This is a genomic window from Bacillus sp. XB1 (assembly GCF_053557995.1).
In genome coordinates this window covers 770,743-796,993 of record NZ_JBNRIL010000002.1, presented here as the reverse complement: position 1 = coordinate 796,993, position 26,251 = coordinate 770,743, and the positions used below count along the sequence as shown (strand labels likewise).

Here is a 26,251-nt window from a genome sequence, read left to right as displayed (position 1 = left end):
ATATTATTTTTAATCATTATATAATTTTCTTAATTTTCAATCTATTATAAATAGAATTAACACATTTTAGCTTTTCCTTACTGTAAACATTCCCCATATACTTATAAAATCAAAAAGACCCTTTTATATATAAAAAGGTCTTTTTTTCATTATACAAGACTTATTACTTTCGTTTTTGTAATTAAATCCTGAAAACCACAATTATCTTTGCGGAACAACATCATATATATATTACATATTAATGGAATTCCTAATAGCAATACGTTCGGTAATAACACTACAAAAAATCTTATAATTAATATTTGCAACGTTAGCTTTTCACTCTTCAATGAAATTAATTTTATTCTCGTTACCTTTTTTCCAAGTGTAACACCGTTCCAAATAAAGGGTAACACAATAAAATATATCGCCATTAATATAAAAACTACTGCGAAATCATATCTAAAATCACCTAAGCTTATATTAAAGCGCTTAAACATAGCACTATAGTTTCCGGTCATAACAGCTACTACTGCACCATACATAACCGAGATTAAAAACATGTCAATTAGGGAAGCACCTATGCGATTCATTACAAGCGCTGGACGATGCATCTTTAACTTCATTTTATGTCGACTCCTTCATATCCTTCTTTACCCGTCTCATCGTACCACTTCTAAAAAACATTGTAAACTAGCGTTTCTCTTACTTTTCTTGTACAATTTGTTACAATAGCATTATAAAGGAGGTTCCCATATTGAAAAAATGGATAATCCTATTCGTCGCCTTCCTATTAACTGGTTGTGCAGGAAACACAGGTCACTTAACTTATACGGTTAACGATGAATACGAACTCATACGTACTTCTGGAAATGCATTTGAACTTTTCCCCTCGCAAGATGCTGTATATGCCACACAATACATCCCTGCAAAAATTACAGACATTGCTTGGGATGATAAATACATTATTGCAAAACAAACCGAGGAAAAATCAGATCCGAATAACCCTGACGCAGCAATTGCAAATAAAAAAAGTGAACATTATTGGATTATTGACGTAAAGCACAATAAACGTTTCGGTCCCTACAATGAAAAGCAATTTAATGAACAAAAAGATGCGTTTAAAATTAAGGTACCTTTTCAAAATGTAGATTCATACATAAAAGAAATAAAAAAACAGTCAGCATAATATTTGAATGCTGACTGTTTTGTCTTACATTATTTTAGTGAGATGTTAAACGTTTGTGGCTCTTTTACAACATCTTGTGTTTCTGAATCCCCTGCAAGTAAATCATCAGTTGTAAACTGAATATCCTTTACCTTGTCTTTTCCATCGTCAAGTATTAAACCAATAATACCATCTCTTGTTTCACCAGGCTTATAGTCTTCTCTTGATACATTTTTTGTACCAACTAACGTATCTTCGTCATATAAAAAGTTTTGAGTGGCTACTTTAAAATGTTGCTTACCATTAATCATAACATCATTCATAGAGAAAAATTGCATATTTTTATTTCCGGTATTCTCCACTTTATATGTAATCTCAACGTAACGAATTGTATTACTAATCTCTGTTCCACTTAGCGATGCATATAATTCTGCATCTTCTTGGCTTACTTTATCCCCTAATCTCCGTTTTACTTCTTCAGGGGTTAGTGCCGTGTATACTTTCAATGTTTTTTTTGCCTTTTCACTCATCTGTGATAAAGAAATTACTTTCACATCTTGTACGTGAATTTTCATTGGCGCTACTTCAAATGTTTGATTCACAGAATGCATCTGCTCTAACTTGAAAGTACCCCATCCTGTTTCTTTCACTTTTTGTCCTACTTTTTTCAGCTCACGCCCACCATATTCTTTTGTTTCAGGAATAGATTCTTTCTTCTTTGGTTCAGCTTTCTTTTCTTCTTGATGGAAGCAACCACTTAACATAAGAAGAAAACTACATAAAACAAAAATACTTTTCCATGCTTTCATCATTTCATTTCTCCTAACGCTATCATTCATGAATATAAAATTAGTCCCTGGCTTTGTAAACTATAGAAACAATGACAAGTCCACAAAATGAACTTGTCAGTCCAGATACTATTATACCTCCAATTTGGAAAATATGAAAATAGGGATCTAGGAACGCGTGCACGATAAATATAATAGTTGCTACAACAATTACTGAAACCCAATACTTTCTTTTTTCCGAAGCTAAAATAAGATCTTTACCCATTTCATTTCTATACTTCCATAAAACGTATACTAATAGTAGAACACCAATACATGTACTTCCATGTTGCATATATTTATAAACAGAGATACCGTACCATTCTCTTTGTAATAATGGTATTTTCATAACAAAATAGCCTGTATTATGAGTAAATGCATCCCAAACGACATGCGTGAGCATACCGAATAATGCAGAATAGCAAAATACAAAGAATTCTTTCCATGTATATAGCCCCCACCTCTCATCTATTGCATATGAATAATAACCAGCAAACGGTTTAGGCAAATGCGTTATAAACGGCTTTTTTAAAATGTAATGATATATGTATGCTAACAAAAAGACAAGTGGTAAATTGAAATATAAGAATCCAAGCCACGTATGCCCAATTACACCATACGGTCTAAAGTGTAAGAAATATTCAAAGTCAGGCGCCATACTACCTAATATAAGAGCCGTTACTGAAATATGTTTAGAATGCTTTTTCGCAAAAGGAAGAACTGCTGCTGGATGTGCAAATGTAAACGGCATACTTTAACTCCTTCTCACATTTTCAATAGAATACCATATATCATAACGAGAGAATGGATCTTCATGCAATATTTATTTTCACATTGGAATATGATAGTTTAAATGATATAATCCACATAAAATATTCAGAAAATAAGGAAGGGATTCAGGTGTCATTAACACTTGTATTTTCTGCCTTTTTAAATTCAAAATCCGTTATGAATTGAGGTTTATATATTGATTGACGTACCTTTTTTACAAAATGTCACATTAAAAAAAGAAAATATCCCTAGTTTTTCCGCATATCCTTACTGCTTACCTGCTATCCGAACATTACAATCACTAGCTTTCCATCCAAATGTAACATTCATTATTGGAGAAAACGGAACAGGTAAATCAACATTACTTGAAGGAATTGCAATTGCGTTAGGTTTTAATGCAGAAGGTGGAACGAAGAACTTCCGCTTTAGCACAAACGATTCCCATTCATCTTTACATGAATACCTTCGAATTTCAAAAAGTTTCAATACACCAAACGACGGTTTCTTTCTTCGCGCTGAATCATTTTATAACGTTGCTTCTTATATTGATGAAATAGATGCTATAAAATCTTACGGCGGCGTTTCACTACACGAACAATCACACGGCGAATCGTTCTTCTCATTATTTATGAATCGTTTTTCAGGACAAGGTTTATACATTTTAGATGAGCCTGAGGCAGCTTTATCACCAATGAGACAACTTTCCATGCTCATTCGAATGCACGAGCTAGCGGAACAAGGTTCACAATTTGTTATTGCGACGCATTCTCCTATTTTAATGGCCTACCCTGAATCCACTATATATTCTTTAACACAAGAAGGGATTCACGAATCCACATTAGAAGAAACTGAGCATTACCAAACGACGAAACTTTTCTTTGAAAATCGTGATCGATTATTTCATCATCTATTTGAGTCGTAAAAAAAGAAGCAGCAATAGCTGCTTCTTTTTTATAGTGCTTCTATAAATAAGGCAACCCCGATACCGCCACCGACGCATAAAGAGGCAATTCCTTTTTCTAACCCACGTCTTTTTAATTCGTGAATTAAACTTACTGTAATACGAGCCCCTGTACAACCAATTGGATGCCCAAGTCCTACGCCACTACCGTTTACGTTCACTTTTTCACGGTCTAAGCCTAACTCTTTCTCTACAGCTAAATATTGAGCCGCGAAAGCTTCATTAATTTCAAGTAAATCTGCATCTTCCAATGACCAATCTACTTTTTCTAAACCTTTACGAATTGCTGGTGCTGGTCCAATACCCATAATTTTTGGATCTACTCCAGCTACTGAATATCCAACAATTCTAGCTAACGGTTGTAAACCTTTTTCTTTCGCTTTTTCTTCGCTCATTAATACTAGAACTGCACTCCCGTCATTAAGGCCAGATGCATTCCCCGCAGTCACTGATCCATCTTTACGGAATGCCGGCTTCAATCCAGCTAATTTTTCAGCTGTAATATCTGCACGTGGATGTTCATCCTTCGAAAATATAACTTCTTTTCTACGCTCTTTTATTGTAATAGGAACAATTTGATCGTCAAAGTATCCAGACTCGATTGCCTTCAGTGCCAATGTATGACTGCGAAGAGCAACTTCATCTTGTTCCTCTCTTGTAATTTCATATTGTTCAACTAAATTTTCCGCTGTTTCACCCATCATAATATGGTGAATCGGATCTTCTAACACTTCCCACACCGTATCACGAATTTCTCCGTGCTGTAGACGTTGTCCCCAGCGGTGCTGTTTCAATGCATAAGGGCTCGAACTCATCGCTTCTACTCCACCTGCAACAACAACATCACTTACACCTAATTGGATTTGCATTGCAGCTGACATAATTGCTTGCATACCTGAAGAACATTGGCGTTGGATTGTATATCCCGTAACTGTGTCAGGAAATCCTGCCGCTAATGCAGCTGTTCTCGCCGTATTTGCTTCATCAGTTCTTTGAATACAATGACCTAAAATTACTTCATCAACTTCATGTGGTTCTACCCCGCCTCGTTTTACAGCTTCCTGAAGTACAGGAACAGCTAATTCTACTGGCGTTACATTTTTTAGCGCTCCTCCAAAAGTTCCAATTGGCGAACGAACTGCAGCTGTAATAACAACATTATGCATTTTGCACTTGCCCCTCTCTTATGTACCCTAGTAAGTTTTTAGGTGAAATTCCATAAGATGTATATCTATAACTATCATACTATAAACATACTAAAAAATCAAAATATTTGATATAATAAAAATAGAAGGAATTAACCTTCTATTCTGTTAGTGCATATAAAAACTTTTGTAAAATTTTCTCTGTTGTTTCATTCAATTTTGGCAACTTATCTACTGGAAAATATTGAAGTTTCAACCCTTCATGATCGAGCTTTAATTCCCCGCTCACATGATGTGCCTGATACAGATGAATGACATTGAAAATTTCATCGCCATTCGGATAACGGAAATATACTTCTTTTCCTGATAGAACACCAAGAAATTGCATTATTTTTGCAGTTAACCCCGTTTCTTCAAATAACTCTCTACGTGCAGTTTCTTCTGTCGTTTCGCCCAGTTCCATCGCCCCACCAGGTACACCCCAATCATATGTATCTGAACGATATTGAAGCAATACTTCTTGATTATCGTTTAATATAATAATTGCTGATCCTACGAGAATAAGCGGCCTTGTACCAACGACTTTTCGTAACTCTTCAATATACCCCATATGTAAATTCCCCTTTCCCTAACCTCCCTTATCATAACAAAATTTTGCTCTTTTTGTTCATGTAATTTTAAAGAAAAAAAGAAGCTTTCGCCTCCTTTTTTTCACCTTTATTTCTTAAAACTTTCATATTTTACAGCTTCAAAAGCTTCCTCAATTTCATCATTACGATAATGGACATATGTAAAACGACCCAACTCTACTAATCTTGCTATTTCCTGTAACGCTTTATGCTGCTCATATGTTTCTTTCAGCTTAATATGTACATAAAACTTCATTAAAGGATGTTCATATAAAGGTTCTCCCACCTCTACATATACATCTTCAACCCCTTGTACAACTCTTACATAACTCGCAAATTGATAAAGTGCTTCTCTGTCTGAAACGATTTTTAATGTATACATATATTCTCCCCCTTTCCTTTACTATATCAAAAAGACGACCACACCATGTTATAGAACTATGAAATTTTTTCGACTTGTCATCTATATATTCAATAAAGAAGGCGTTTATCCATACATGACATCTTTTTCCCACATATATTATAGGAAGAACTTTTTTTCATTTGAGGTGTTCCTTATGGATCCATACGTCAATATATGTATTTGCATTACTCCCGGCGCCGATATTTCTGATGACCGCATCGCAAAAGATTTAGCTGTTGCAGAATCAATTTGGCACCCCATTACATTTCAAATTCAAGAAGTAATTGTATTAAATGAAATTTTCCGTTTTTCCGATCGTGAAATCAGTTATAAAAATTCCATTCAAAGTCAAGAAAAGCTGGCATCCTTTTTCCAAACATGTGTAAATGAAGCTCCTGAATGCGACCTTTATATTTGTTATATTGGCAGTGATTATTTCAAAGAAACAGCAGTAATTGCCTGCGCTTATTCTTTAGCAAAACAACAGCAACTTACCGGTTATATCGTTTTAACAAATTCGGCTGCTCCTATGAAAAATATATATACGCTCGCTCACGAAATTGGTCATATTTTATTTACAAGACGTATTCATGGAAAACTTACTCATGCAGATCCTCATTCTCCAACCGGCTCGGAGCACCACCCTTCTCCAACAAATCTTATGTATCCGATAGTCCCTCGTCCAGAAAACGTTCATATTCATTCCTTATTAACAGCAGAACAAAAAACACTCTCTTTACAAAGCTCTTTATTGCAAAGAAAAAAACAGTAACCCTCATGTTACTGTTTAAAACAACTTATTCCAATCAACAAAACAAATCCCGGCTGCTAGAAATAAAAATAGACAACTAAATGTAAATGTAATCCCTCTAAAAATCCCTATATAATATTTCTTTGGAAATAATTTTTGGTATATCCAGAGCAGCCGCTTTTTATTGAATTTCTAGTTCATACTTTTTCTTTCTTCAATTTTTAAAGACCATTTCATTAATCCATATATACTTCCATACATAAGTAAGACCTTTGCAATTCCCCAAAATACATTACTTTCTTCTAAGTCTTTAAATAAGAACATAATCATAAGAGGAACAATTAGTACAAAAACACCCATCCAGCCAAGAACATATACTTCACCAATAAGAAGTAATAAAAAGATAATTGCTGCTAATATATATGTTTGCATTGTCGCCAATTGCAATACAGGTGTCCCATACCATTTATTCATAAACATCAATAACACCAATAATAAAATAGGAACCATTACTATTACATAAATTATTCCAAATTCTACTAATTTACTTTTAAAAGAAGACATTCTAAATGCAACAATCGTTCCAATAATCGTAATGATTAAAACGATAGGATAACCAATTAACTGTATATTTGTTAACGTAAATTGTTGATCTGGACTTCCAAATAAAATATTTGTCAGTAACCAATATCCACCAATAGCAATAATCATCCCTAAAATACTTTTTATGCTCCCACTTTTATCCTTCTCCATCTCTTTCGCTAATTCTTCCGCATACTCTTTTGGTGAGTCACCAAATATGTCACTTACTGTCTTTCCCTTTTTTTCACCTTCTATTAAATGAAGCTCTGCATCTTCTAGAAAAGCGTCCACATCTTCTTCTTTAATACCTTTTGTTATTAAATATACTTTCGTATCGATTAAAAACTTTTCACCTTCTTTAGAAATCTTCATTATAACCCCTCCCTTATTTAATCATTTCTCTTCTATTCGTCTTTATCATAATTTCAACAAAAATTAAAATGAATAAACTTCCATATAAACATATAATTTGAAATAAAATTGGCACGAGATCTTCCGATGTAAATGTTTTAAACACTAACATAATTGAAAGTGGAATAATTAAATATAAGTTTTTAAACCATCCATTAAAATACATATTTACCGCTACTGTAATAATAAAAATACCACCAGCCAATAAATAACTTTGCATTTGAGTGAATATAAACATTTTTGTAGGATATATCACATCTAGTACCATAATAACTCCCATTAAAAACATTGGCGCTATCATTACTAAAAACCACATAGAAAACCACGTTTTTGAAAAACTTGTTACAAAAGTCATTTTGCGAAGTAGAAAATTAGGACCTATAACAACTAAAATAAATGAAAAACTATAACCGATACACTGAATAAGTGAAATCTGTAACATTCCATGATTCACTATTAAGATAGAAGCAATAATCCAAAACGATACGATATTCATTACTGTAAAACCAATTTGCTTCCACGTTTCCTGTCTATCTCTTTCCATCACTTTTACAAGTTCATTTGCATATTCTTTCGGTGAGCTTCCGAAAATATCTTCTACACTTTTCCCATCACTCTCACCATCAATTAAATGGAGTTCCGCATCTTCTATAAAATTTTCAATATCGCTTTCTTTCACACTCTTTGCCGTCAAAAATAATCTCATATCTAACAAAAACTTTCGCGCTTCACTTGATAGCATTATTTTCTCCTTCCCTTCCCTTCAAGTAGACGTTCTACACTACTTTGCATCGTTTCCCAGCGATCCATAAATTCATCAAGTGCTTCCTCGCCTTTTTCTGTTAATGTATAATATTTTCTCTTTGGACCAGATGGAGATTCCTTCATTACGCTTGTTATTAGTCCTTCTTTTTGCATTCGTATTAATAACGGATAAATACTTCCCTCACTCGCCATTGTAAAACCATACTTCGCTAGCTTTTCACTCATTTCATAACCGTATATTTCGCCTTCAGAAATAATAGCAAGTAAGCATCCTTCTAAAATCCCTTTCAGCATTTGACTTGTCGACATAATTCAAATCCTCCTACTATCTTGTTTTACAAGATAGATAAGCGTAAGTATCTTGCTTTACAAAATAGTATAGCAAAGACTATTTTGCAAAACAAGATAGCTAACAATATTTTTTTCCAAATGTTTGCAGGAATTTCATTATAGCTTCTCTAAATAGAGCACTATGAAAACTTTATTATGAAGGGATGTTTTTCATCATGGTTACAAATCGAGTTGTCTTTTTAACAGGTGCTGCAAGTGGTATTGGTTATGAAATGGGAAAGGCTTTTGCAAAAGAAGGTGCAAAAGTTGTGATTACCGATCGACTTGAAGAACGTGCAAAAGAAGCTGCTGAACAATTACAAAATGAAGGTTTTCAAGCTATCGGTTTAAAATGTGACGTTACATCTGAAGAGGAAATTACAGCAGCAATTTCTCAAACAGTTGATCATTTCGGTTCATTACATATATTAATTAACAACGCAGGAATGCAACACGTTTCACCCATTGAAGACTTTCCAACTGAAAAGTTCGAGCTACTAATTCAAATTATGCAAATTGCTCCGTTTATTGCAATTAAGCATGCCTTTCCGATTATGAAACAACAAAAATATGGTCGTATTATTAATGTCGCTTCTATTAACGGCCTTGTCGGGTTTGCTGGAAAAGCTGCCTACAATAGTGCAAAACATGGCGTAATTGGATTAACAAAAGTTGCTGCTTTAGAAGGTGCTACGCATGGTATTACTGTTAATGCCCTTTGCCCTGGTTATGTCGATACCCCTCTTGTACGTAATCAACTACAAGACTTAGCTACTACACGAAATGTACCACTTGAAAATGTTTTAGAAGATGTTATTTATCCACTCGTCCCACAAAAGCGCTTATTACAAGTACAAGAAATCGCTGATTATGCGATGTTTTTAGCGAGTGAAAAAGCTAAAGGTATAACGGGACAAGCTGTTGTTATAGATGGTGGTTATACCGCTCAATAAAAATAAAGTTTGCTCAAGAAGAGCAAACTTTATTTTTATTCCCGAGGATCTTCGTACTTTAGTAATTGCCGCGGGAGCTTCTCAATTGCAACAATTACCCCCTCTAGTTTACTTTCAATACGGTGGAGTAAATATAATGTTACAACAATCGGAAACCCTACATTACCTATCATCTTGATCCACTCTTCCATCCTCTTCCCCTCCTTTCATTATATAAGTAAGAGAAAACACTGCATTTAGGCATAAAAAAACAAGCTATTATGTATTAGCTTGTTTTTCAAATAATGATGCAATTTCTCGTTTATAGTCCCCCCGTATAATACCTTTCTCAGTAATAATTCCTGTAATTAATTCATTCGGCGTTATGTCAAATGCTGGATTATAAACATCCGTTCCAATTGGTGCTACTTGTTTTCCAAAGATTTTCGTAACTTCTGTTTCATCTCTTTCTTCAATAATAATTTCAGCTCCAGTTTCTTTCGTAACATCAAATGTTGACAGTGGAGCAGCAACGTAAAATGGGATATTAAAGTGCTTTGCTAAAATAGCTAAATTCATTGTCCCTATTTTATTTGCCGTATCTCCATTTGCGACAATTCGATCCGCCCCTACAATAATTGCATTTATTTCTTTCGTTTGAATAGCATGAGCTGCAGTATTATCTGTAATAAGGGTCACATCAATATTTGCTTGCTTCAATTCCCAGGTCGTTAAGCGACCACCTTGTAAAACTGGTCTCGTTTCACACGCATATGCATGTAAACGCACACCTTCCTCTTTTCCAATATAAAAGGGAGCTAATGCAGTTCCATATCTGGCAGTTGCGATACTTCCAGCGTTACAGATTGTTAAAATATTATCGCCATCTTTAAAACATGTTAACGCATATTCCCCAATATTTCGGCACACCTCTTCATCTTCCTGCTGAATGCGAAGCGCTTCTTCTTCTAATGTTTTTTGTGCTTCTTTTATTGTAGTAATCTCTCGAATAGATTCTCTCATACGATCAATTGCCCAAAATAAATTTACTGCTGTCGGGCGTGACGTTCCTAAATAATTACAATCTCTATTAAACTTCTTTTGAAATTCTTCAATATGTACAGTGTTATATTTTTTTGATGCAAGCGCCAAGCCAAATGCAGCTACAATTCCAATTGCAGGCGCTCCTCGTACTTCTAACATTACGATGCTTTTCCAAACCTCTTCAATAGTCGTCAATGTTTTGTATTCTGTGCTATGCGGCAATTTCGTTTGATTTAATACCGCAATTGCATCACCTTTCCAGCTTACAGATCTCGGAACAGTAACAATTGTACTCACGCTTTTACGCCCCCTGAAACTGTCTGTTGAAATAATGTTCGAAACAGTTGAATATCAGCACTTTTAGATTCATATTTTATTAGTTCTTTACCTAAGGATAGCACTTGTTTCTTAGCTTGAATTCTTGTTTCTTTATTTTCTATTTCATCTAAATCTGCTACATGAGCTAAACCAATTGTTCTACGAATCAGTTCACATCCGGCAAATCCAACTGCATCAGTAAAGATATTTTGCAAAATAATTGGTAACCATTGTTTTTCTTTCGTATATGCTTCTACACCTTCTCCAATCCATAACTTTGTAAAAGTTTCTACAAAATAACTCCACGTCTTTTCTATATGGAAAAATAGTACACTTCTTTTTTCTTCTTCTCTAGATAAAGCATTTAATAATAGATTTGCAATAAATTGACCTATGTCAAATCCAAATGGGCCATATGTCGCAAATTCTGGATCAATCACCTTCGTTTCAGAAGGTGACGAAAAAATACTACCAGTATGTAAATCACCATGAATAAGAGTTTCTTTTCTTGTTAAGAACTTATATTTATATTGTGCTACTTTTAGTTTTAAAGTTTTATCACTCCAAAGTTCATCAACCACGAGCTGTAAATCTGGCTCATAATCATTTGTATCATAATGTCCAAACGGATCTGTAAACACTAAATCCTCTGTAATTTTACAAAGGTCCGGATTTACAAAGGTACCTTCTAGTACCCTCTTCTCTTCTGACTGTAAACCAAAATCTGAAGTATAAAATAAAACATGTGCTAGAAAACGGCCGATATGCTGGGATAAAAGCGGATATTCTTCTCCGTCTATTAATCCTTTTCTTGTAATTGTTAGTCTTGATAAGTCTTCTATTACCGTTATCGCTAACTCTTCATCATGACTGTACACTACTGGAACATAATCCGGTACATACTGCGCAAAAATTTGTAATGCCTTGCTTTCAATCGTTGCTCTTTTTATAGACAATGGCCAGCTTTCACCAACTACTTTCGCATAAGGCAGTGCTTGTTTTATTATAATTGATTTCTCTCCATCATCTAATTTGAACACGTAATTTAAGTTTCCGTCTCCAATTTCATGACAAACGACATTTGCCTTCGCTTCAAAATAGCCATGATCTTTCGCATATTGTACAGCTGTTATTTCTGTTAATGAATAATATCCCATCGTCTTCTCCCCCTTTTTAAATTCAGAGGTTTTTCTAACATAGAAAAACCTCTTTCCACTAAGAAAGAGGTTTGAAGTTTATCTTCTCCCCTCTTATCTGCCAGAAAGTTTTACTTTCTGCTGGAATTAGCACCGTGCCTTTTGGCGTAATAAACGCCCCATTTCACAATGGTATTACGGTCGGTTGCTGGGCTTCATCGGGCCAAATCCCTCCACCTGCTCTTGATAAGAGTTGTATAATTTTTTGAATTTTTAACTTTATGTTGAAGACTATACCAAGAATAAAAATCACTTGTCAACATTTTATTTGTATAATTCTGGACGGCGATCCGCAAAAACCGGAATTCCTTTACGTACTTCTTTAATTTTCTCGAATTCAAGCTCTCCAAATAAAATTGATTCCTCTTCATTCGCCTCTACTACAACTTCACCCCAAGGGTCCACAATTAAAGAATGACCCGCAAATACATTATTTGGATCCTTTCCTGCTCTATTACACGCAACAACATAACACTGATTTTCAACTGCTCTTGCTTGCAATAGCAAACGCCAATGTGCTAAACGAACTAATGGCCATTCTGCTACAACAAATAATACTTTTGCCCCTTTAGCAGTATGGACACGCATCCACTCTGGAAAACGAATATCATAACAAATTGTTCCAGCGCATTCGACATCATCTAGCTTAAATTCGCCCGTACCATTACCGGCTATTAAATATTTATGTTCATCCATAAGCTGAAATAAATGTACTTTACTATATTCGTTGACTAGCTGTCCTTCATTATTTACAACATACATCGTATTTGTAACACCTTGCTCTGTTTGCTTTGCTATAGAACCACCAACAATATGTATATCATATTGCTTCGCCCATTCTATTAACTTTTCTTTCGTTTCCACTCCATCACTATCTGCAATTTCAGAAAGTCTCGTTAAATCATATCCTGTTGTCCATAGTTCTGGTAAGACGATAACATCTGGCCTTTCCTTCATAGCTTCGCTTATTTTATTTTTAGCATTCTCAATATTTTTTTCTACATCTCCAAAAACAATATCCATTTGAATACATGCGACTTTCATTTTTTCAGCCCCATTCTTATTTTTTTCTTTACAAAATACTGGAAAGATTATATCATTTGTCACTAGAATTGTAACAACTTTCAAAAGAGGTGGAAAGTATGAAATTATTTCAACCTTCTGAGATAGTAACATCATTGCCAACACAATTTTTCGCTTCACTTGTTGCAAAAGTTAACAAAGTCGTTGCAGCTGGTCACGATGTTATTAATCTAGGTCAAGGTAATCCAGATCAACCAACACCGCAGCATATCGTAAAAGCTTTACAAGATGCTGCCGAAAAGACCATTCATCATAAATATCCGCCATTTCGCGGACATGAAAGCTTAAAGGAAGCCGTGGCTACATTCTATAAACGTGAATACGGCGTCGAATTAAACCCAAAAACTGAAGTTGCTATTTTGTTTGGCGGGAAGGCTGGACTAGTAGAATTACCGATTTGTTTTACAAATCCTGGTGATACGATTCTCGTTCCGGATCCAGGTTATCCAGATTATTTATCCGGGGTTGCTTTAGCAAAAGCACACTTTGAAACAATGCCGCTTATTGCAGAAAATAACTTTTTACCAGATTATACAAACATTGATGACTCTATTGCAGAGCGTGCAAAATTAATGTTTTTAAACTATCCAAATAATCCTACCGGTGCTACTGCATCAAAAGATTTTTTTGATGCAACCATTCACTTTGCTAATAAACATAATATATTAGTTGTTCACGATTTTGCTTATGGCGCTATCGGATTTGATGGTCAAAAACCTGTTAGTTTCTTGCAAGCAGATGGTGCGAAAGATATAGGAATTGAAATTTACACATTATCAAAAACTTTCAATATGGCTGGCTGGCGCATCGCTTTTGCTGTAGGGAATGAAAGTGTGATTGAAACAATTAACCTATTACAAGATCATATGTATGTTAGTATATTCGGTGCAGTTCAAGATGCTGCTCGAGAAGCGCTATTAAGTTCACAGTCTTGCGTAATAGACCTTGTAAATAGTTACGAATCTCGAAGAAACGCTCTTATTTCAGCCTGTCACTCAATTGGTTGGAATGTAGACATTCCAAAAGGATCATTCTTTGCATGGCTTCCCGTTCCAAAAGGATATACCTCTGAGCAATTTTCTGATATTTTACTAGAAAAAGCACATGTCGCAGTTGCTCCTGGTGTTGGATTTGGTAAGCATGGGGAAGGGTATGTCCGTGTTGGTCTCTTGCATGCAGAAGATAGATTACGGGAAGCCATTAATCGAATTGATAAATTAAATTTTTTCAAAAAGTAATTGACAACACGAAAAATATCTGACAAAATTCAGTTATCTTAAAAATTTAAACATTTCTAAATACTTCTTATCAAGAGCAGGTGGAGGGACGAGCCCGACGAAACCCGGCAACCGATCTACAATTGTAGACACGGTGCTAATTCTCGCAGCATTACGCTGACAGATAAGGAGCTGGTTGTAAAAAAACCTCTCCTTAGCTGAGAGGTTTTTTTATTTAACTAGGAGGTTATAACAATGAGCGGAATTATAGCGACGTATTTAATCCATGATGATTCACATAACTTAGAAAAAAAAGCTGAGCAAATTGCACTCGGTTTAACAATTGGCTCTTGGACTCATTTGCCACACTTATTGCAAGAACAATTAAAGCAGCATAAAGGCAACGTCATTCATGTTGAGGAATTAGCTGAACATGAATATACCAATTCGTATTTACGTAAAAAAGTAAAACGCGGAATTATTAAAATCGAATATCCGCTATTAAACTTCAGTCCAGATTTACCAGCGATTTTAACGACTACATTTGGAAAGCTATCACTTGATGGCGAAGTAAAACTAATTGACTTAACTTTTTCAGACGAGTTAAAAAAACATTTTCCTGGTCCAAAATTCGGGATAGATGGTATTCGAAATCTTTTACAAGTGCATGATCGTCCCCTTTTAATGAGTATTTTTAAAGGAATGATTGGACGAAACATTGGGTATTTAAAAACGCAATTACGCGATCAAGCAATTGGTGGTGTAGATATAGTAAAAGATGATGAAATATTATTTGAAAATGCATTAACACCACTTACGAAACGCATTGTATCTGGAAAAGAAGTTTTACAATCTGTCTACGAAACATACGGTCATAAAACGTTATATGCCTTAAATTTAACAGGACGAACTTTTGATTTAAAAGAAAATGCTAAACGTGCAGTGCAAGCTGGAGCTGATATTCTATTATTTAACGTATTTGCTTACGGACTAGATGTACTACAATCACTTGCAGAAGATGATGAAATCCCAGTTCCTATTATGGCACATCCTGCTGTAAGTGGTGCTTATTCAGCATCCAAGTTATATGGAGTTTCATCACCATTATTACTTGGAAAGCTACTACGTTATGCTGGGGCTGACTTTTCATTATTCCCATCTCCATACGGAAGTGTTGCGCTAGAAAAAGAGGAGGCTCTTGCTATCTCAAAATATTTAACTGAAGACGATGCATTTTTCAAGAAGAGCTTTTCTGTTCCGTCTGCTGGTATTCATCCTGGTTTCGTTCCCTTTATTGTACGAGATTTCGGTAAAGATGTTGTTATTAATGCTGGCGGCGGGATACACGGACATCCAAATGGAGCGCAAGGCGGCGGTAAAGCTTTCCGTACTGCAATTGATGCTACTTTGCAAAATAAACCACTCCATGAAGTAGACGACATAAATTTGCATAGTGCACTACAAATATGGGGAAATCCCTCTTATGAGGTGAAATTATGAGTATTCAAGTATTTTGTGATTTCGATGGCACGATTACAAATAATGATAACATTATGTCCATTATGGAAAAATTCGCACCACCAGAAGCCGAAGAAGTAAAGAATAAAATTTTATCACAAGAACTATCCATTCAAGAAGGTGTTTCTCGATTATTTCAATTCATACCTACTAATCTGCACGATGATATTATTCAATTTTTAATAGAAACTGCTGAAATCCGTAGTGGTTTTCATGAGTTTATACAATTCGTAAAGGAAAATAACATTTCTTTTTACGTGATATCAGGTGGAATGGATTTCTTCGTCTATCCACTCTTACAAGGAATCATTCCAAAAGAGCAAATTTATTGTAATGAAACAGACTTTTCAGCAGAGTTTATTACAGTTAAATGGCCTCATTCTTGTGATGATCATTGTCAAAATCATTGCGGATTATGTAAATCATCATTAATCCGTAAATTAAGTGATACAAATGACTTTCATATTGTAATTGGAGATTCTATTACTGATTTACAAGCCGCGAAACAAGCTGATAAAGTATTCGCTCGCGATTTTCTTATTACAAAGTGTGAAGAAAATCATATTGCTTATACACCGTTTGAAACATTTCAAGATGTGCAAGCTGAATTAAAACTTTTGTTGGAGGTGAAGGCATGAAACAACTTTTTCGTCAATGGTATGACTTAAGCGAGTTAAAAAAAGAGTTAACAACACGAAATTGGTTTCCAGCAACAAGTGGTAATATTTCTATAAAGGTTAGCCATGAACCACTTACTTTTCTTATTACAGCAAGCGGTAAAGATAAAACAAAAACCACTCCAGATGATTTTCTATTAGTAGATCATGTAGGAGTTCCCGTTTTAGAGACTGAATTACGCCCTTCAGCAGAAACAATATTGCATACACACATTTATAACAATACGAATGCCGGGTGCGTACTTCATGTTCATACAACTGATAATAATGTCATCACAAATTTATATAGTGATGCAGTCACCCTTCAAAATCAAGAAATTATTAAAGCTCTCGATATTTGGGAAGAAGGTGCAACAATTCAAATTCCTATTATTGAAAACCATGCCCATATCCCAACGCTTGGAGAAAACTTCCGAAAGCATATACAAGGAGATTCGGGTGCAGTATTAATCCGTAACCACGGTATTACCGTATGGGGTCGAGATAGCTTTGATGCAAAGAAGAGATTAGAAGCTTATGAGTTTTTATTCCAATTTCATATAAAACTATTATCAATTCAAGGAGGCGTTTCTAATGGCGCAAATTCGTATTCATGAAGTAAATACTCGTATTGAAAATGAAGTGGAAGTATCTAAATTTCTACAAGAGGAAGGCGTTTTATATGAGAAATGGAATATTTCTAAACTTCCTACTCATTTAAATGAAAATTATTCTTTAACAGATGAAAACAAAGCTGAAATATTAGCTGTGTTTTCAAAAGAAATCGCTGATGTTTCAGCACGCCGTGGTTATAAAGCACATGATGTAATTTCACTTTCAAATAGCACCCCTAACCTTGACGAATTATTAATTAATTTCCAAAAGGAACACCATCATACAGATGACGAAGTTCGTTTTATCGTCAGTGGTCATGGCATTTTCGCTATTGAAGGTAAAGATGGGAAATTCTTTGATGTTGAACTTGAGCCAGGCGATTTAATATCTGTTCCTGAAAATGCAAGACATTATTTTACCTTGCAAGATGATCGCCAAGTTGTAGCTATTCGTATTTTTGTGACAACTGAAGGCTGGGTTCCAATCTATTAAGGTAGTTAGTTGAATAAAAGGACTTGGACCCCCTTTTCCAAACTTTTATTCACTCTACATATATACATCCTCCTATGGAACAGGCTTATTTCATTTTGAAATAAGCCTGATTTTTTATTTACTTGAAAGTACCATTTCATCACAAGTTTAACACCTTGATTTTTCAAGTGCATTTTTTGAACATTTTTTGAACATTTTTTGAATTTTTTCTGAAAATTCTGTTTTATATGTGATATACTACAATTAACTAAGAAGGAAAATAATATCGCAAACAGAGGGGGATAATCATGAGCTTACTTATCGCACTTATACTTGGAGTTACATGTGGAGCATTTCCTGTTATTTTAGGAGCTATTATGGAAGAGTTAGAAATTGGTGTTTTAGGATTTGTCGCATCTTGTGTAAGCGCTTTATTTTTTGGTTTATTCGGCGCTATTCCTGTTTCAATTCTGTGTGCTTTTTATATAATACGCCATGCTCGTACAAAACAATTTGGCCCTAATCACATCGCACAAATTATCCCGTTCCCGGTTGAACGATGCCGCCGGGCTTCTAACTTATAATTATAAAAATTAAAGATGACTAAATAAATAAAAGTCCTCATTTGAGGACTTTTATTTATTTTCTTCTAGAAATTGAAACAATTCTTGTAAATGTAGGGCATCTTCACCATAGCTAACAGATACATGAAATATGCCGTCAATCTCAGCTTGCATATAAAGATCCACTCCATCACGATCATATTTCAATGCTAAATAAAACTCCATTTCTTCTAACATCTTTTTTGAGGTTCGAATTACATAATGCCCCTTCTCATCTCTTCCATATTCAAATTCTGGTTCAAAATCATATTTTTGTTTAAAAGCTTCTTTTTGTCTTTCATTAATTTGCATACAAGTAGCTCGCTGTACAGTATCAATCATCTCATCAAACTTTTGAAGGTCCACCTCGTTTACCCCCTTATATATTTTTTATATAATACTTGTGTTCCACTATTTTCTTCGCCATCCTTAATTAACTCTTCATACAATTCTTTCGCCAAACTTAAGCCTGGGACTGGTAATTGTAATTTTTCTGCTTCCTCTAAAGCAATTTTCATATCTTTCATAAAATGCTTTACATAAAATCCTGGCTCAAAGTCTCCTTTTAACATTCGAGGAGCTAAATTACTTAATGACCAGCTACCTGCTGCCCCTGTTGAAATACTCTCTAACACTTTATCTGGATTCAGTCCAGCCTTCTTCGCGTAAGCAACAGCTTCACATACTCCAATCATATTGGAAGCAATGGCAATTTGATTACACATTTTTGTATGTTGTCCACTCCCAGCTGGTCCTTGTAATTGAATGTTTGTTCCTAACTTTTCAAGTAAAGGTAAGCATCTATCATATATTTCTTTCTCTCCACCTACCATAATTGCGAGTTTTGCTTCTTTCGCGCCAACATCTCCTCCTGAGACAGGTGCATCTAACGTATATATTTTTTTACTTTTTGCAACTTCATTAATACGTTTTGCTAAAGTAGGTGTAGATGTCGTAAAGTCAATTGCTATCGTACCTTCTTTTGCATGTTCTATAATTCCTTCTATACCAAAATACACTTCTTCTACATCATGTGGATATCCAACCATTGTCATTACAATATCAACTTGCTTCACTAACTCTTTTGGCGTATCACACCAATGTGCACCAGCTTGCACTAAAGAATCTGTTTTTGCTTTCGTTCTATTATATACATATACTTTATGACCATCTTGCATTAAGTGATAAACCATACTTTTTCCCATTACGCCAATACCAATGAAACCTATTGATACAGTTTTATGTTCCATTTTCTCATCCCCTTTGTTCTAATAAATCATTTACCATCTTTCGGAACTCTTTATTAAAGTCATCATCCATACTATTTTTCACATTTGAAAATAACATAACAAAAATTCCTTTTTCTTTATTAAAATTATTGAAAGTGTTCCAACCAGATAATACACCATGATTATGAAAATAATCTGGATATATATAAAAACTAAATGCATATTTCCGTTCTGCTGAAGGCGAAAACATTGCTTGTATACTTTGTTCAGAAAGAAGTTTTCCATTTATAATAGCTTCGTCTAACTTCTTCATATCTCCAACTGTCGTATACATCTCACCACAACCATATAGCCAATCCATGCCTAACTTCTGCGCTGGTACAAGCTCTTGATTTTTTTTCACATAACCCTTTGCAAAATTTTTATCTCCAGGTACCATATTTCCCATACCGGATTCATGCATATCTACTTTTAAAAATATGTTTTCTTTTATGTAATCTCCTAAAGGTTTTTTGGAGATATGTTCTATTATATAAGCAAGAACCATATAATTATAATCTGTATATCTCCAACCTGTTCCTGCAGGAAATTCTAAATTTTGACGTCCAATCCAATTAATTAACTGTAAACGGGAAGCAGCATTCACATTTCCTTTCGCATGTTCAGGTAAACCAGAGGTATGCGTTAATAAATGATATAGTGTAATATTTTTATTCTCCGGAAATGAAGGAATATATTTATTTACATTATCTTGAATATTCAATTTACCTTGTTCTTGCAACTGTAAAATAGATGTGGCAACAACTGTTTTCGTAATAGAACCGATACGATATTTTGTTTGAGGGGTATTTTCTATTTTATTTTGAACATCAGCATACCCATATCCTTTATTCAATATAACACGCTCTTTATCTGTTACCAAAACTGTTCCATTAAATTGCTTTCCGACTAAATATTGATCTAATTTTTGAGATATACTAGCATAATCAATTTGTTGCTCTTCTTTTTCTTCTATATTCCCTTGTACTTCCGATTCAATAGTAGGATTCACTTTAGTTGTTAATACAGTGTTTTCCTTTATATTGGGGCTAACAAGAAAATAGTATACTCCGCTGCCAACTATAGCAGACAGTGAAGCCATCACCATTACTTTTTTTATCATATTGATCCTCCATAATTCCTTCGCTAAAAATTATCCCCCCTATTCTATTATCAAACAATAAAAAAAAATCGCAACAATTTGTTGCGAAAAATTACATTTTTTCTTTTCTATACACACATACTTGATTCTTTCCATTTTTTTTCGCTTCATATAATGCAATGTCCGCTCGTTGCATTAATTCTTCTCTTGTAGTTCCTTGTTCATATAACGCAACTCCAAAGCTAGCTGTTAACTTCGAAATTCCAGTAAATTGCTTTGTTTCAATAAAGAATCGTAATGACTCCGCAACTTGAAATGCTTCCTTTTCTACTGTATTTGTCACTAATATAATGAATTCTTCTCCTCCCCATCTTGCAAATACATGTTGCTGCTCCACTTTAGATTTCATAAGCTCTGCAAGTTGTATTAATGCTAAATCGCCAAAATCATGACCATATGTGTCATTAACTGTTTTAAAATTATCTATATCAAATAAAATGATTGCTATTTTCTCATCACTACGTATTACCTTTTCCCATTCTACCTCTAGTATTTGTTGAAACTTTAAACGATTATAAATCTCTGTCAATGAATCTATCATAGCAAGTCTTTCTTGTTCTTGATAGATTTCATCTAATTCTGTAATTTCCGTGCACTTTACAATAAATCTTGATAAATCTTCTGGCAATGGTGTCGCACGTAATAGAAAAGTAGATACTGCCCCTTCATAATTTAACATCTTAATTCTTCTACCACTAGATAAAGTATCGTCTAGCCATGTTATATCATGCGTCGTCGAGTAGTATCCATTTTCTCTAATAAAATGTTCAGCAAATACTAAATGTTGCTCACGATAGGCAAACAAATTTTCATATCCGAAAAAAGCTAAAAAATTTGTATTACAATCAACTATTTCATCATCTTCTACTATAAATAATAGATCATTTTGAAAATCAAACATCGTTTGAAGCAATTCCTGCTGCAAACTAACTTGCCTTACTAAAGAAAGTTGATACAAACTCTTATTCACTTCCTCTAACACTGCTTGCGGAGTTACAGGAGCTATTACAATATTACGTATTCCTAATGCAAGTACATCTGTGAATTCTTTTGTTATTTGTTGATCCCAAATGACAATGAATGTACTGTGCGGAGTATACATATTCTTTATATATTTTATTTGAGAATAATCTGTTACATACGTAATGATAATGTGTGGTTTCGTTCTTTGAAATAATAGTTCGCCCTCTTCAAAACTATTTGCTATAAACATACATTTGGGATGGATATTTTCTACCGTTTGTTGATGCTTACATCCATTTTCTATATAAAGGACATTTAACTGCAGATCTTGTAACACATTTTGGAAAACCGTATTCTCTAATAAAAAATGTAGTATGTTCATCACTAGTCTTCACTCACTTCATATATCTTGTTCTACTGAATTCCTCACAAACTTTTTTAAAAGACTGGTCTCCAATAAACTTTAATTTGTGAGAGATACATATTAACAAGCTAATTGAGAATGTTATCTTCGCTTTTCACTCTATAAATTCCTTTTTTAGTGTATGATTGTAGGAATTGTATCGTTTGTATGAATGCCCTAGCTAATTTTTAAAACTTGACAATTAAAATAAAGATATTATATTCTTAAATTCGATAACTTACAAAATGTAAGTAATGTATATTATTTTTTTGAAGATAATTCGATATACAATTTGGAGGATATACAATGACAAACGACAACTTTTTTGATGTTCTATATGAACGCACATCTACACGTGCATTCAACCCAAATAAAGAAATCTCATCTACAGAATTACATGAGATTTTAAAAGCCGCAGCACAAGCACCTTCCGCTTGGAACTTACAACACTGGAAATTCCTTGTTTTTCAAGGTGAAGATGTACAAAAACGATTACACCCAATAGCTTATAACCAACAACAAATTCTTGATGCTTCTGCAGTAGTCGCTATTTTAGGCGATTTAGAAGCTTATAAAAATGTTGAGCCGGTATATGGTCCAATTGTAGAACAAGGATTTATGAAAGAAGAAGCAAAAGAACGCTTAGCTAAAAATATTGAATCTGCATATGCTCGTGAACAATTCCCAAGAGATGCTGCCTTTTCAAATGCATCTTTAGCAGCAATGCAACTTATGCTTGCAGCTAAAGCAACTGGTTGGGATACTTGTGCTATTGGTGGCTTCAATCCACAAGCACTGACAGACGAATTTAACGTTTCATCTCGTTACGTTCCAATTATGCTTATTACAATTGGTGAATCAACTTTAAAAGGCCACCCTGCACCTCGCATGAGCGTAGAGCAAGTGAGTGAGTGGGCAAAATAATAAAAAACGAAGGTAACTACGTTGCCTTCGTTTTTTTATTTCCTGTCATACTTTTGTAATATTACTACAAATCATTCGACATTTATACTTATGGAAAAGTATATTCTATTCCCTCCTCATAAATAAACGTGACGTTTCGTGTCGAATTTTGTTAAGGTGTTGAAATATACCCGTGTATTTTTGTTACAATTGTGATACAATGATAACAAATAGATAACAAGAGAGGGATTTTCATTGAGTTCATACGGAAGCTTTATCGCACTTTTATGTTACATAGTAACTGTACTGCTTCTATATTTTATTGGTGATGCCGCAAACATCTCCATTTTACAATTTCCAAAAGAAGAAGCATTCCAATTAGAATCAGAAAAACATACTGCACGATCCATTGTGCCACTACTCCTAGCTCTTCCTGTATATATCATCGTTTTATATAAAAGTAAAAAAGTGTAAAGGCTACCCATTTCATTTATTTCGGTGGTTTTTACATTTTTTTGTTATATTCCTCCTATTTTAAACATCATTCCATACTAAACACCCAGCTAGTCATTTAAAATGAGAAAATCCCCTAGAAAAAATTCCACTCTCTGTCCAGTCACTAACTACCGAACTTACATAGATTATAAGTGTGAAGGGGGTGATGAGGATTATGTTTGGATCATTTGGATGCTGTGATAACTTTAGAGACTGTCATCATCGTGAAAGAGAGTGTGACCATCGCGAACATCGCGAGAAAGAGAGAGAAGTAGTTAGACCACAACAACCAGCTGTATGTAACGTGCTTGCTAGCATTTCAGTTGGAACAGAGCTTTCTCTTTTAAGCATTAGAGGTAATGGCACTTTCAATAATGTAATTTTTGAAGGTTTCGCTAACGGTGTTGCTCTTTTCTCTGCTTTAGCTCGTAATAACAAAGACGACAAAGATAACAATAAAGACGATAAGAACAATCAAAATCGAAATACTTTTACTGGTATTTTACGTGTATGCCCAACTGATATCGTTGCAATCGCTATCTAATTCTGTCTCTTATCCTCAATAGTAAGCAAATAAGATTTACTTTTCTCATAGAAAAAACCTGAGACCGATTTCAAATCGGCTCAGGTTTTTTTATTGTTTATATGCTTTTAACTAGTTCAACAACTTCTTCAGCAGTTGACATCATTAATGCTTTTTCTGCTAATGTTTCCATTTCTGCTTTTGACAACTTGCTTAGCTGTGTTCTTGCAGGAAGAATAGATGTTGCACTCATACTGAACTCATCTAAACCTAATCCTAATAATAATGGGATAGCAAGTGAATCGCCCGCCATCTCACCACACATACCAGCCCATTTGCCTTCTTTATGAGCAGCATCGATAACCATTTTTACAAGACGTAAAATAGATGGGTTATATGGTTGGTATAAGTAAGATACTTGTTCGTTCATACGGTCTGCAGCCATTGTGTATTGGATTAAATCATTTGTTCCGATAGAGAAGAAGTCAACTTCTTTCGCGAATTGATCTGCTAATACTGCTGAAGCTGGGATTTCAACCATCATACCAACTTCAATAGAATCAGAAACAGTTGTACCCGCTTCTACAAGTTTCGCTTTCTCTTCTAATAAAATCGCTTTCGCTTGACGGAACTCATCAAGAGTTGCAATCATTGGGAACATAATTTTTAAGTTACCGTATACGCTAGCACGAAGTAATGCACGAAGTTGTGTACGGAACACATCTTGCTCATCAAGACATAAGCGAATTGCACGGTATCCTAAGAATGGGTTCATTTCTTTTGGTAAATGTAAGTATGGAAGCTCTTTATCTCCACCGATGTCAAGTGTACGAACAACGACTGGTTGACCTTCTTTTACACCTTCAAGAACTGCTTTATACGCTTCGAACTGTTCTTCTTCTGTTGGAAGATTATCACGGCCCATGTATAAGAATTCTGTACGGTATAAGCCAACGCCTTCTCCGCCATTATCGATAATACCTTGTACATCATTTGGTGTTCCGATATTTGCAACAAGCTCAACGTGATGTCCGTCACTTGTTACAGTAGCTTGGTCTTTTAATTTAGCCCATTCAGCTTTTTGCTCTTCAAATTTCGCTTTCTTTTCTTCAAACGAACGAAGAGTTTCTTCTGATGGATTTACAATTACTTCTCCATCTAAACCGTCAATGATAACGATATCGCCGTTTTGGATTTTCTCCATAACAACTTTCGTACCAACAACAGCTGGAATTTCCATAGAACGAGCCATAATTGCAGAGTGAGATGTACGTCCACCGATATCAGTAGTGAAACCTTTTGCATACTTACGGTTTAACTGAGCTGTATCAGATGGTGTTAAATCTTCAGCAATGATGATTACCTCTTCAGAAATTGTACCAGGATTTGAGAAGTTAATTCCTAGTAAATGTGCAAGAACGCGTTTTGTTACGTCACGAATGTCCGCAGCACGTTCTTTCATATATTCGTTATCCATGTTTTCAAACATAGAAATAAACATTGATGCAACTTCATCCATTGCAAATTCAGCATTTACTTTTTCGCTATTTACTTTATCTTTTACTGGGTTTACTAGTTCTGGATCATTTAACACTAATAAATGTGCTTCAAAGATCGCAGCTTTGTCAGCACCTAGTTCAGCAAATGCGTGGTCCTTAATAGCTTCTAATTCAGTTTTTGCTTTCTCAAGCGCAGCGTCTAAGCGTGCAATTTCTGCAGCTTCGTTTGTAATTGATTTCTTTTCGATGTTAAATTCAGGATTTTCAAGTCTGAAAGCCTTTGCAATAGCAATCCCACTTGATGCAGCGATCCCTTGAATGTTAAGAGTCATTATTCTCCTAATCCTTCATTTTTCATAGTTTCTTCGATAGCTGCTAGTGCTTGAGCTGCATCATCACCATTTGCAGTGATTTTAATTTCTGCGTTTTGTTGAATGCCTAAAGACATAACGCCCATGATTGATTTTAAGTTAACGTTCTTTCCGTTATACTCTAAGTTAATGTCAGAACCGAATTTGCTTGCAGTGTTTACAAGTAGAGTTGCTGGACGAGCATGAATTCCTGAGTCGCTAGTTACTTTAAAGATTTTTTCCATGATAATTTATCTCCTTTAAATTACAGTATTTTTTAGTTGTATAGACGTGAGTACTACACCATCTAT

The 26,251-nt window shown here is 34.6% G+C and carries 32 protein-coding genes, 1 pseudogene and 2 riboswitches; of the genes and pseudogenes, 13 read left to right on the top strand and 20 right to left on the bottom strand.

Translation table 11 applies throughout. From position 1 onward, the window contains the following. Positions 1-149: 149 nt before the first annotated feature. Positions 150-605, bottom strand: a complete 456-nt coding sequence (locus tag ACK1U5_RS19530; protein WP_069605461.1) for an RDD family protein — start codon at positions 603-605, stop codon at positions 150-152. 131 nt (positions 606-736) lie between these two features. Between ACK1U5_RS19530 and ACK1U5_RS19525 the strand changes: the two genes are divergently transcribed. Next, a complete protein-coding gene (locus ACK1U5_RS19525) occupies positions 737-1,168 on the top strand; it encodes a DUF3997 domain-containing protein (RefSeq protein ID WP_000758785.1) in 432 nt (143 codons plus the stop codon). A 29-nt stretch (positions 1,169-1,197) separates the two neighbouring features. Here the strand turns inward: ACK1U5_RS19525 and ACK1U5_RS19520 are convergent, their stop codons facing one another. Both ACK1U5_RS19520 and ACK1U5_RS19515 read right to left on the bottom strand, forming a co-directional pair. Then, positions 1,198-1,959 carry a hypothetical protein gene (locus ACK1U5_RS19520; RefSeq protein WP_000973895.1) on the bottom strand — a complete coding sequence of 254 codons (762 nt, stop codon included), beginning with the start codon at positions 1,957-1,959 and terminating at the stop codon, positions 1,198-1,200. A gap of 37 nt (positions 1,960-1,996) precedes the next feature. Further along, complete coding sequence (locus ACK1U5_RS19515; protein WP_001116848.1) at positions 1,997-2,725, bottom strand: DUF4184 family protein; 729 nt, start codon at positions 2,723-2,725, stop codon at positions 1,997-1,999. Between the two features lie 216 nt (positions 2,726-2,941). On the opposite strand from ACK1U5_RS19515, the gene ACK1U5_RS19510 reads away from it, so the two are divergent. Then, positions 2,942-3,667 (top strand): AAA family ATPase, encoded by a 726-nt coding sequence (locus ACK1U5_RS19510; protein ID WP_000568001.1) that lies wholly within the window; start codon positions 2,942-2,944, stop codon positions 3,665-3,667. Positions 3,668-3,696: 29 nt separating this feature from the next. On the opposite strand, the gene ACK1U5_RS19505 is transcribed toward ACK1U5_RS19510, so the two are convergent. The 3 genes from ACK1U5_RS19505 to ACK1U5_RS19495 all read right to left on the bottom strand — a co-directional run bounded on the left by ACK1U5_RS19505 (position 3,697) and on the right by ACK1U5_RS19495 (position 5,862). Further along, positions 3,697-4,872, bottom strand: coding sequence for an acetyl-CoA C-acetyltransferase (locus tag ACK1U5_RS19505; protein WP_000552076.1), 1,176 nt, complete (start codon positions 4,870-4,872; stop codon positions 3,697-3,699). A 139-nt stretch (positions 4,873-5,011) separates the two neighbouring features. Next, entirely contained in the window at positions 5,012-5,461 is a 450-nt protein-coding gene (locus ACK1U5_RS19500; protein WP_000540529.1) for an NUDIX hydrolase, read from the bottom strand. A gap of 107 nt (positions 5,462-5,568) precedes the next feature. Further along, complete coding sequence (locus ACK1U5_RS19495) at positions 5,569-5,862, bottom strand: DUF3928 family protein (RefSeq protein ID WP_000288330.1); 294 nt, start codon at positions 5,860-5,862, stop codon at positions 5,569-5,571. Between the two features lie 175 nt (positions 5,863-6,037). On the opposite strand from ACK1U5_RS19495, the gene ACK1U5_RS19490 reads away from it, so the two are divergent. After that, positions 6,038-6,655, top strand: coding sequence for an ImmA/IrrE family metallo-endopeptidase (locus tag ACK1U5_RS19490; RefSeq protein ID WP_069605462.1), 618 nt, complete (start codon positions 6,038-6,040; stop codon positions 6,653-6,655). Positions 6,656-6,670: 15 nt separating this feature from the next. On the opposite strand, the pseudogene ACK1U5_RS19485 reads toward ACK1U5_RS19490, so the two are convergent. From ACK1U5_RS19485 to ACK1U5_RS19470, 4 genes and pseudogenes are all read right to left on the bottom strand, one after another. Continuing rightward, positions 6,671-6,814, bottom strand: a pseudogene (locus tag ACK1U5_RS19485) (DNA-binding protein); the annotation flags it as partial. 12 nt (positions 6,815-6,826) lie between these two features. Further along, entirely contained in the window at positions 6,827-7,588 is a 762-nt protein-coding gene (locus ACK1U5_RS19480) for a DUF1129 domain-containing protein (RefSeq protein WP_069605463.1), read from the bottom strand. Positions 7,589-7,601: 13 nt separating this feature from the next. Then, positions 7,602-8,369 (bottom strand): DUF1129 domain-containing protein, encoded by a 768-nt coding sequence (locus ACK1U5_RS19475; protein ID WP_000952882.1) that lies wholly within the window; start codon positions 8,367-8,369, stop codon positions 7,602-7,604. Next, positions 8,369-8,701, bottom strand: a complete 333-nt coding sequence (locus ACK1U5_RS19470; protein WP_000107982.1) for a PadR family transcriptional regulator — start codon at positions 8,699-8,701, stop codon at positions 8,369-8,371. The genes ACK1U5_RS19475 and ACK1U5_RS19470 overlap by 1 nt, the downstream gene beginning before the upstream one ends. A gap of 197 nt (positions 8,702-8,898) precedes the next feature. Between ACK1U5_RS19470 and ACK1U5_RS19465 the strand changes: the two genes are divergently transcribed. Beyond that, positions 8,899-9,675 (top strand): 3-hydroxybutyrate dehydrogenase, encoded by a 777-nt coding sequence (locus ACK1U5_RS19465; RefSeq protein ID WP_000258428.1) that lies wholly within the window; start codon positions 8,899-8,901, stop codon positions 9,673-9,675. Positions 9,676-9,710: 35 nt separating this feature from the next. Here the strand turns inward: ACK1U5_RS19465 and ACK1U5_RS19460 are convergent, their stop codons facing one another. The 4 genes from ACK1U5_RS19460 to ACK1U5_RS19445 all read right to left on the bottom strand — a co-directional run bounded on the left by ACK1U5_RS19460 (position 9,711) and on the right by ACK1U5_RS19445 (position 13,340). Continuing rightward, a complete protein-coding gene (locus ACK1U5_RS19460; protein WP_000393337.1) occupies positions 9,711-9,866 on the bottom strand; it encodes a YvrJ family protein in 156 nt (51 codons plus the stop codon). A 67-nt stretch (positions 9,867-9,933) separates the two neighbouring features. After that, complete coding sequence (gene mtnA / locus ACK1U5_RS19455; protein WP_000104608.1) at positions 9,934-10,995, bottom strand: S-methyl-5-thioribose-1-phosphate isomerase; 1,062 nt, start codon at positions 10,993-10,995, stop codon at positions 9,934-9,936. Next, a complete protein-coding gene (gene mtnK / locus ACK1U5_RS19450; protein ID WP_000542675.1) occupies positions 10,992-12,173 on the bottom strand; it encodes an S-methyl-5-thioribose kinase in 1,182 nt (393 codons plus the stop codon). The genes mtnA and mtnK overlap by 4 nt, the downstream gene beginning before the upstream one ends. A gap of 90 nt (positions 12,174-12,263) precedes the next feature. After that, a riboswitch (SAM riboswitch) is annotated at positions 12,264-12,405 on the bottom strand. 71 nt (positions 12,406-12,476) lie between these two features. Beyond that, a complete protein-coding gene (locus ACK1U5_RS19445) occupies positions 12,477-13,340 on the bottom strand; it encodes a carbon-nitrogen family hydrolase (protein WP_030027774.1) in 864 nt (287 codons plus the stop codon). A gap of 14 nt (positions 13,341-13,354) precedes the next feature. On the opposite strand from ACK1U5_RS19445, the gene ACK1U5_RS19440 reads away from it, so the two are divergent. The 6 genes from ACK1U5_RS19440 to ACK1U5_RS19415 all read left to right on the top strand — a co-directional run bounded on the left by ACK1U5_RS19440 (position 13,355) and on the right by ACK1U5_RS19415 (position 18,356). After that, a complete protein-coding gene (locus tag ACK1U5_RS19440) occupies positions 13,355-14,533 on the top strand; it encodes a pyridoxal phosphate-dependent aminotransferase (protein WP_000765513.1) in 1,179 nt (392 codons plus the stop codon). 64 nt (positions 14,534-14,597) lie between these two features. Next, positions 14,598-14,703: riboswitch (SAM riboswitch) on the top strand. Between the two features lie 64 nt (positions 14,704-14,767). Next, positions 14,768-16,012, top strand: a complete 1,245-nt coding sequence (gene mtnW, locus ACK1U5_RS19435; RefSeq protein WP_000014192.1) for a 2,3-diketo-5-methylthiopentyl-1-phosphate enolase — start codon at positions 14,768-14,770, stop codon at positions 16,010-16,012. Beyond that, positions 16,009-16,668: a 2-hydroxy-3-keto-5-methylthiopentenyl-1-phosphate phosphatase gene (locus ACK1U5_RS19430; RefSeq protein ID WP_000027465.1), complete on the top strand. Its 660-nt coding sequence runs from the start codon at positions 16,009-16,011 to the stop codon at positions 16,666-16,668. Before mtnW ends, ACK1U5_RS19430 begins: the two co-directional genes overlap by 4 nt. After that, on the top strand, positions 16,665-17,303 hold the full coding sequence (locus ACK1U5_RS19425) for a methylthioribulose 1-phosphate dehydratase (protein ID WP_000811347.1): 639 nt from the start codon (positions 16,665-16,667) through the stop codon (positions 17,301-17,303). The genes ACK1U5_RS19430 and ACK1U5_RS19425 overlap by 4 nt, the downstream gene beginning before the upstream one ends. Then, the gene (locus ACK1U5_RS19420) at positions 17,281-17,793 is read left to right on the top strand and encodes a 1,2-dihydroxy-3-keto-5-methylthiopentene dioxygenase (RefSeq protein WP_000057317.1); all 513 of its coding nucleotides are present in this window, start codon (positions 17,281-17,283) and stop codon (positions 17,791-17,793) included. Before ACK1U5_RS19425 ends, ACK1U5_RS19420 begins: the two co-directional genes overlap by 23 nt. Positions 17,794-18,080: 287 nt before the next feature. Continuing rightward, positions 18,081-18,356 carry a hypothetical protein gene (locus ACK1U5_RS19415; protein WP_000054658.1) on the top strand — a complete coding sequence of 92 codons (276 nt, stop codon included), beginning with the start codon at positions 18,081-18,083 and terminating at the stop codon, positions 18,354-18,356. Positions 18,357-18,407: 51 nt separating this feature from the next. Here the strand turns inward: ACK1U5_RS19415 and ACK1U5_RS19410 are convergent, their stop codons facing one another. The 4 genes from ACK1U5_RS19410 to ACK1U5_RS19395 all read right to left on the bottom strand — a co-directional run bounded on the left by ACK1U5_RS19410 (position 18,408) and on the right by ACK1U5_RS19395 (position 22,149). Next, entirely contained in the window at positions 18,408-18,740 is a 333-nt protein-coding gene (locus ACK1U5_RS19410) for a DUF3909 family protein (protein ID WP_000365622.1), read from the bottom strand. 5 nt (positions 18,741-18,745) lie between these two features. Further along, complete coding sequence (locus ACK1U5_RS19405) at positions 18,746-19,624, bottom strand: NAD(P)-dependent oxidoreductase (RefSeq protein WP_000400471.1); 879 nt, start codon at positions 19,622-19,624, stop codon at positions 18,746-18,748. A 4-nt stretch (positions 19,625-19,628) separates the two neighbouring features. After that, a complete protein-coding gene (locus ACK1U5_RS19400; protein WP_069605467.1) occupies positions 19,629-20,765 on the bottom strand; it encodes a serine hydrolase domain-containing protein in 1,137 nt (378 codons plus the stop codon). A gap of 91 nt (positions 20,766-20,856) precedes the next feature. Next, complete coding sequence (locus ACK1U5_RS19395) at positions 20,857-22,149, bottom strand: GGDEF domain-containing protein (protein WP_001023189.1); 1,293 nt, start codon at positions 22,147-22,149, stop codon at positions 20,857-20,859. A gap of 327 nt (positions 22,150-22,476) precedes the next feature. Between ACK1U5_RS19395 and ACK1U5_RS19390 the strand changes: the two genes are divergently transcribed. The 3 genes from ACK1U5_RS19390 to ACK1U5_RS19380 all read left to right on the top strand — a co-directional run bounded on the left by ACK1U5_RS19390 (position 22,477) and on the right by ACK1U5_RS19380 (position 24,112). Continuing rightward, a complete protein-coding gene (locus ACK1U5_RS19390) occupies positions 22,477-23,094 on the top strand; it encodes a nitroreductase family protein (RefSeq protein WP_000180372.1) in 618 nt (205 codons plus the stop codon). Positions 23,095-23,328: 234 nt separating this feature from the next. Then, on the top strand, positions 23,329-23,547 hold the full coding sequence (locus ACK1U5_RS19385; RefSeq protein ID WP_000100485.1) for a hypothetical protein: 219 nt from the start codon (positions 23,329-23,331) through the stop codon (positions 23,545-23,547). Positions 23,548-23,743: 196 nt separating this feature from the next. Further along, a complete protein-coding gene (locus tag ACK1U5_RS19380) occupies positions 23,744-24,112 on the top strand; it encodes a DUF3915 domain-containing protein (RefSeq protein WP_000468038.1) in 369 nt (122 codons plus the stop codon). A gap of 97 nt (positions 24,113-24,209) precedes the next feature. Here ACK1U5_RS19380 and ptsP read toward each other — a convergent pair whose 3' ends face one another. Further along, positions 24,210-25,922, bottom strand: a complete 1,713-nt coding sequence (ptsP, locus tag ACK1U5_RS19375; RefSeq protein ID WP_000174207.1) for a phosphoenolpyruvate--protein phosphotransferase — start codon at positions 25,920-25,922, stop codon at positions 24,210-24,212. After that, on the bottom strand, positions 25,922-26,185 hold the full coding sequence (gene ptsH, locus ACK1U5_RS19370; RefSeq protein WP_000411080.1) for a phosphocarrier protein HPr: 264 nt from the start codon (positions 26,183-26,185) through the stop codon (positions 25,922-25,924). Before ptsH ends, ptsP begins: the two co-directional genes overlap by 1 nt. Between the last annotated feature and the right edge of the window lie 66 nt (positions 26,186-26,251).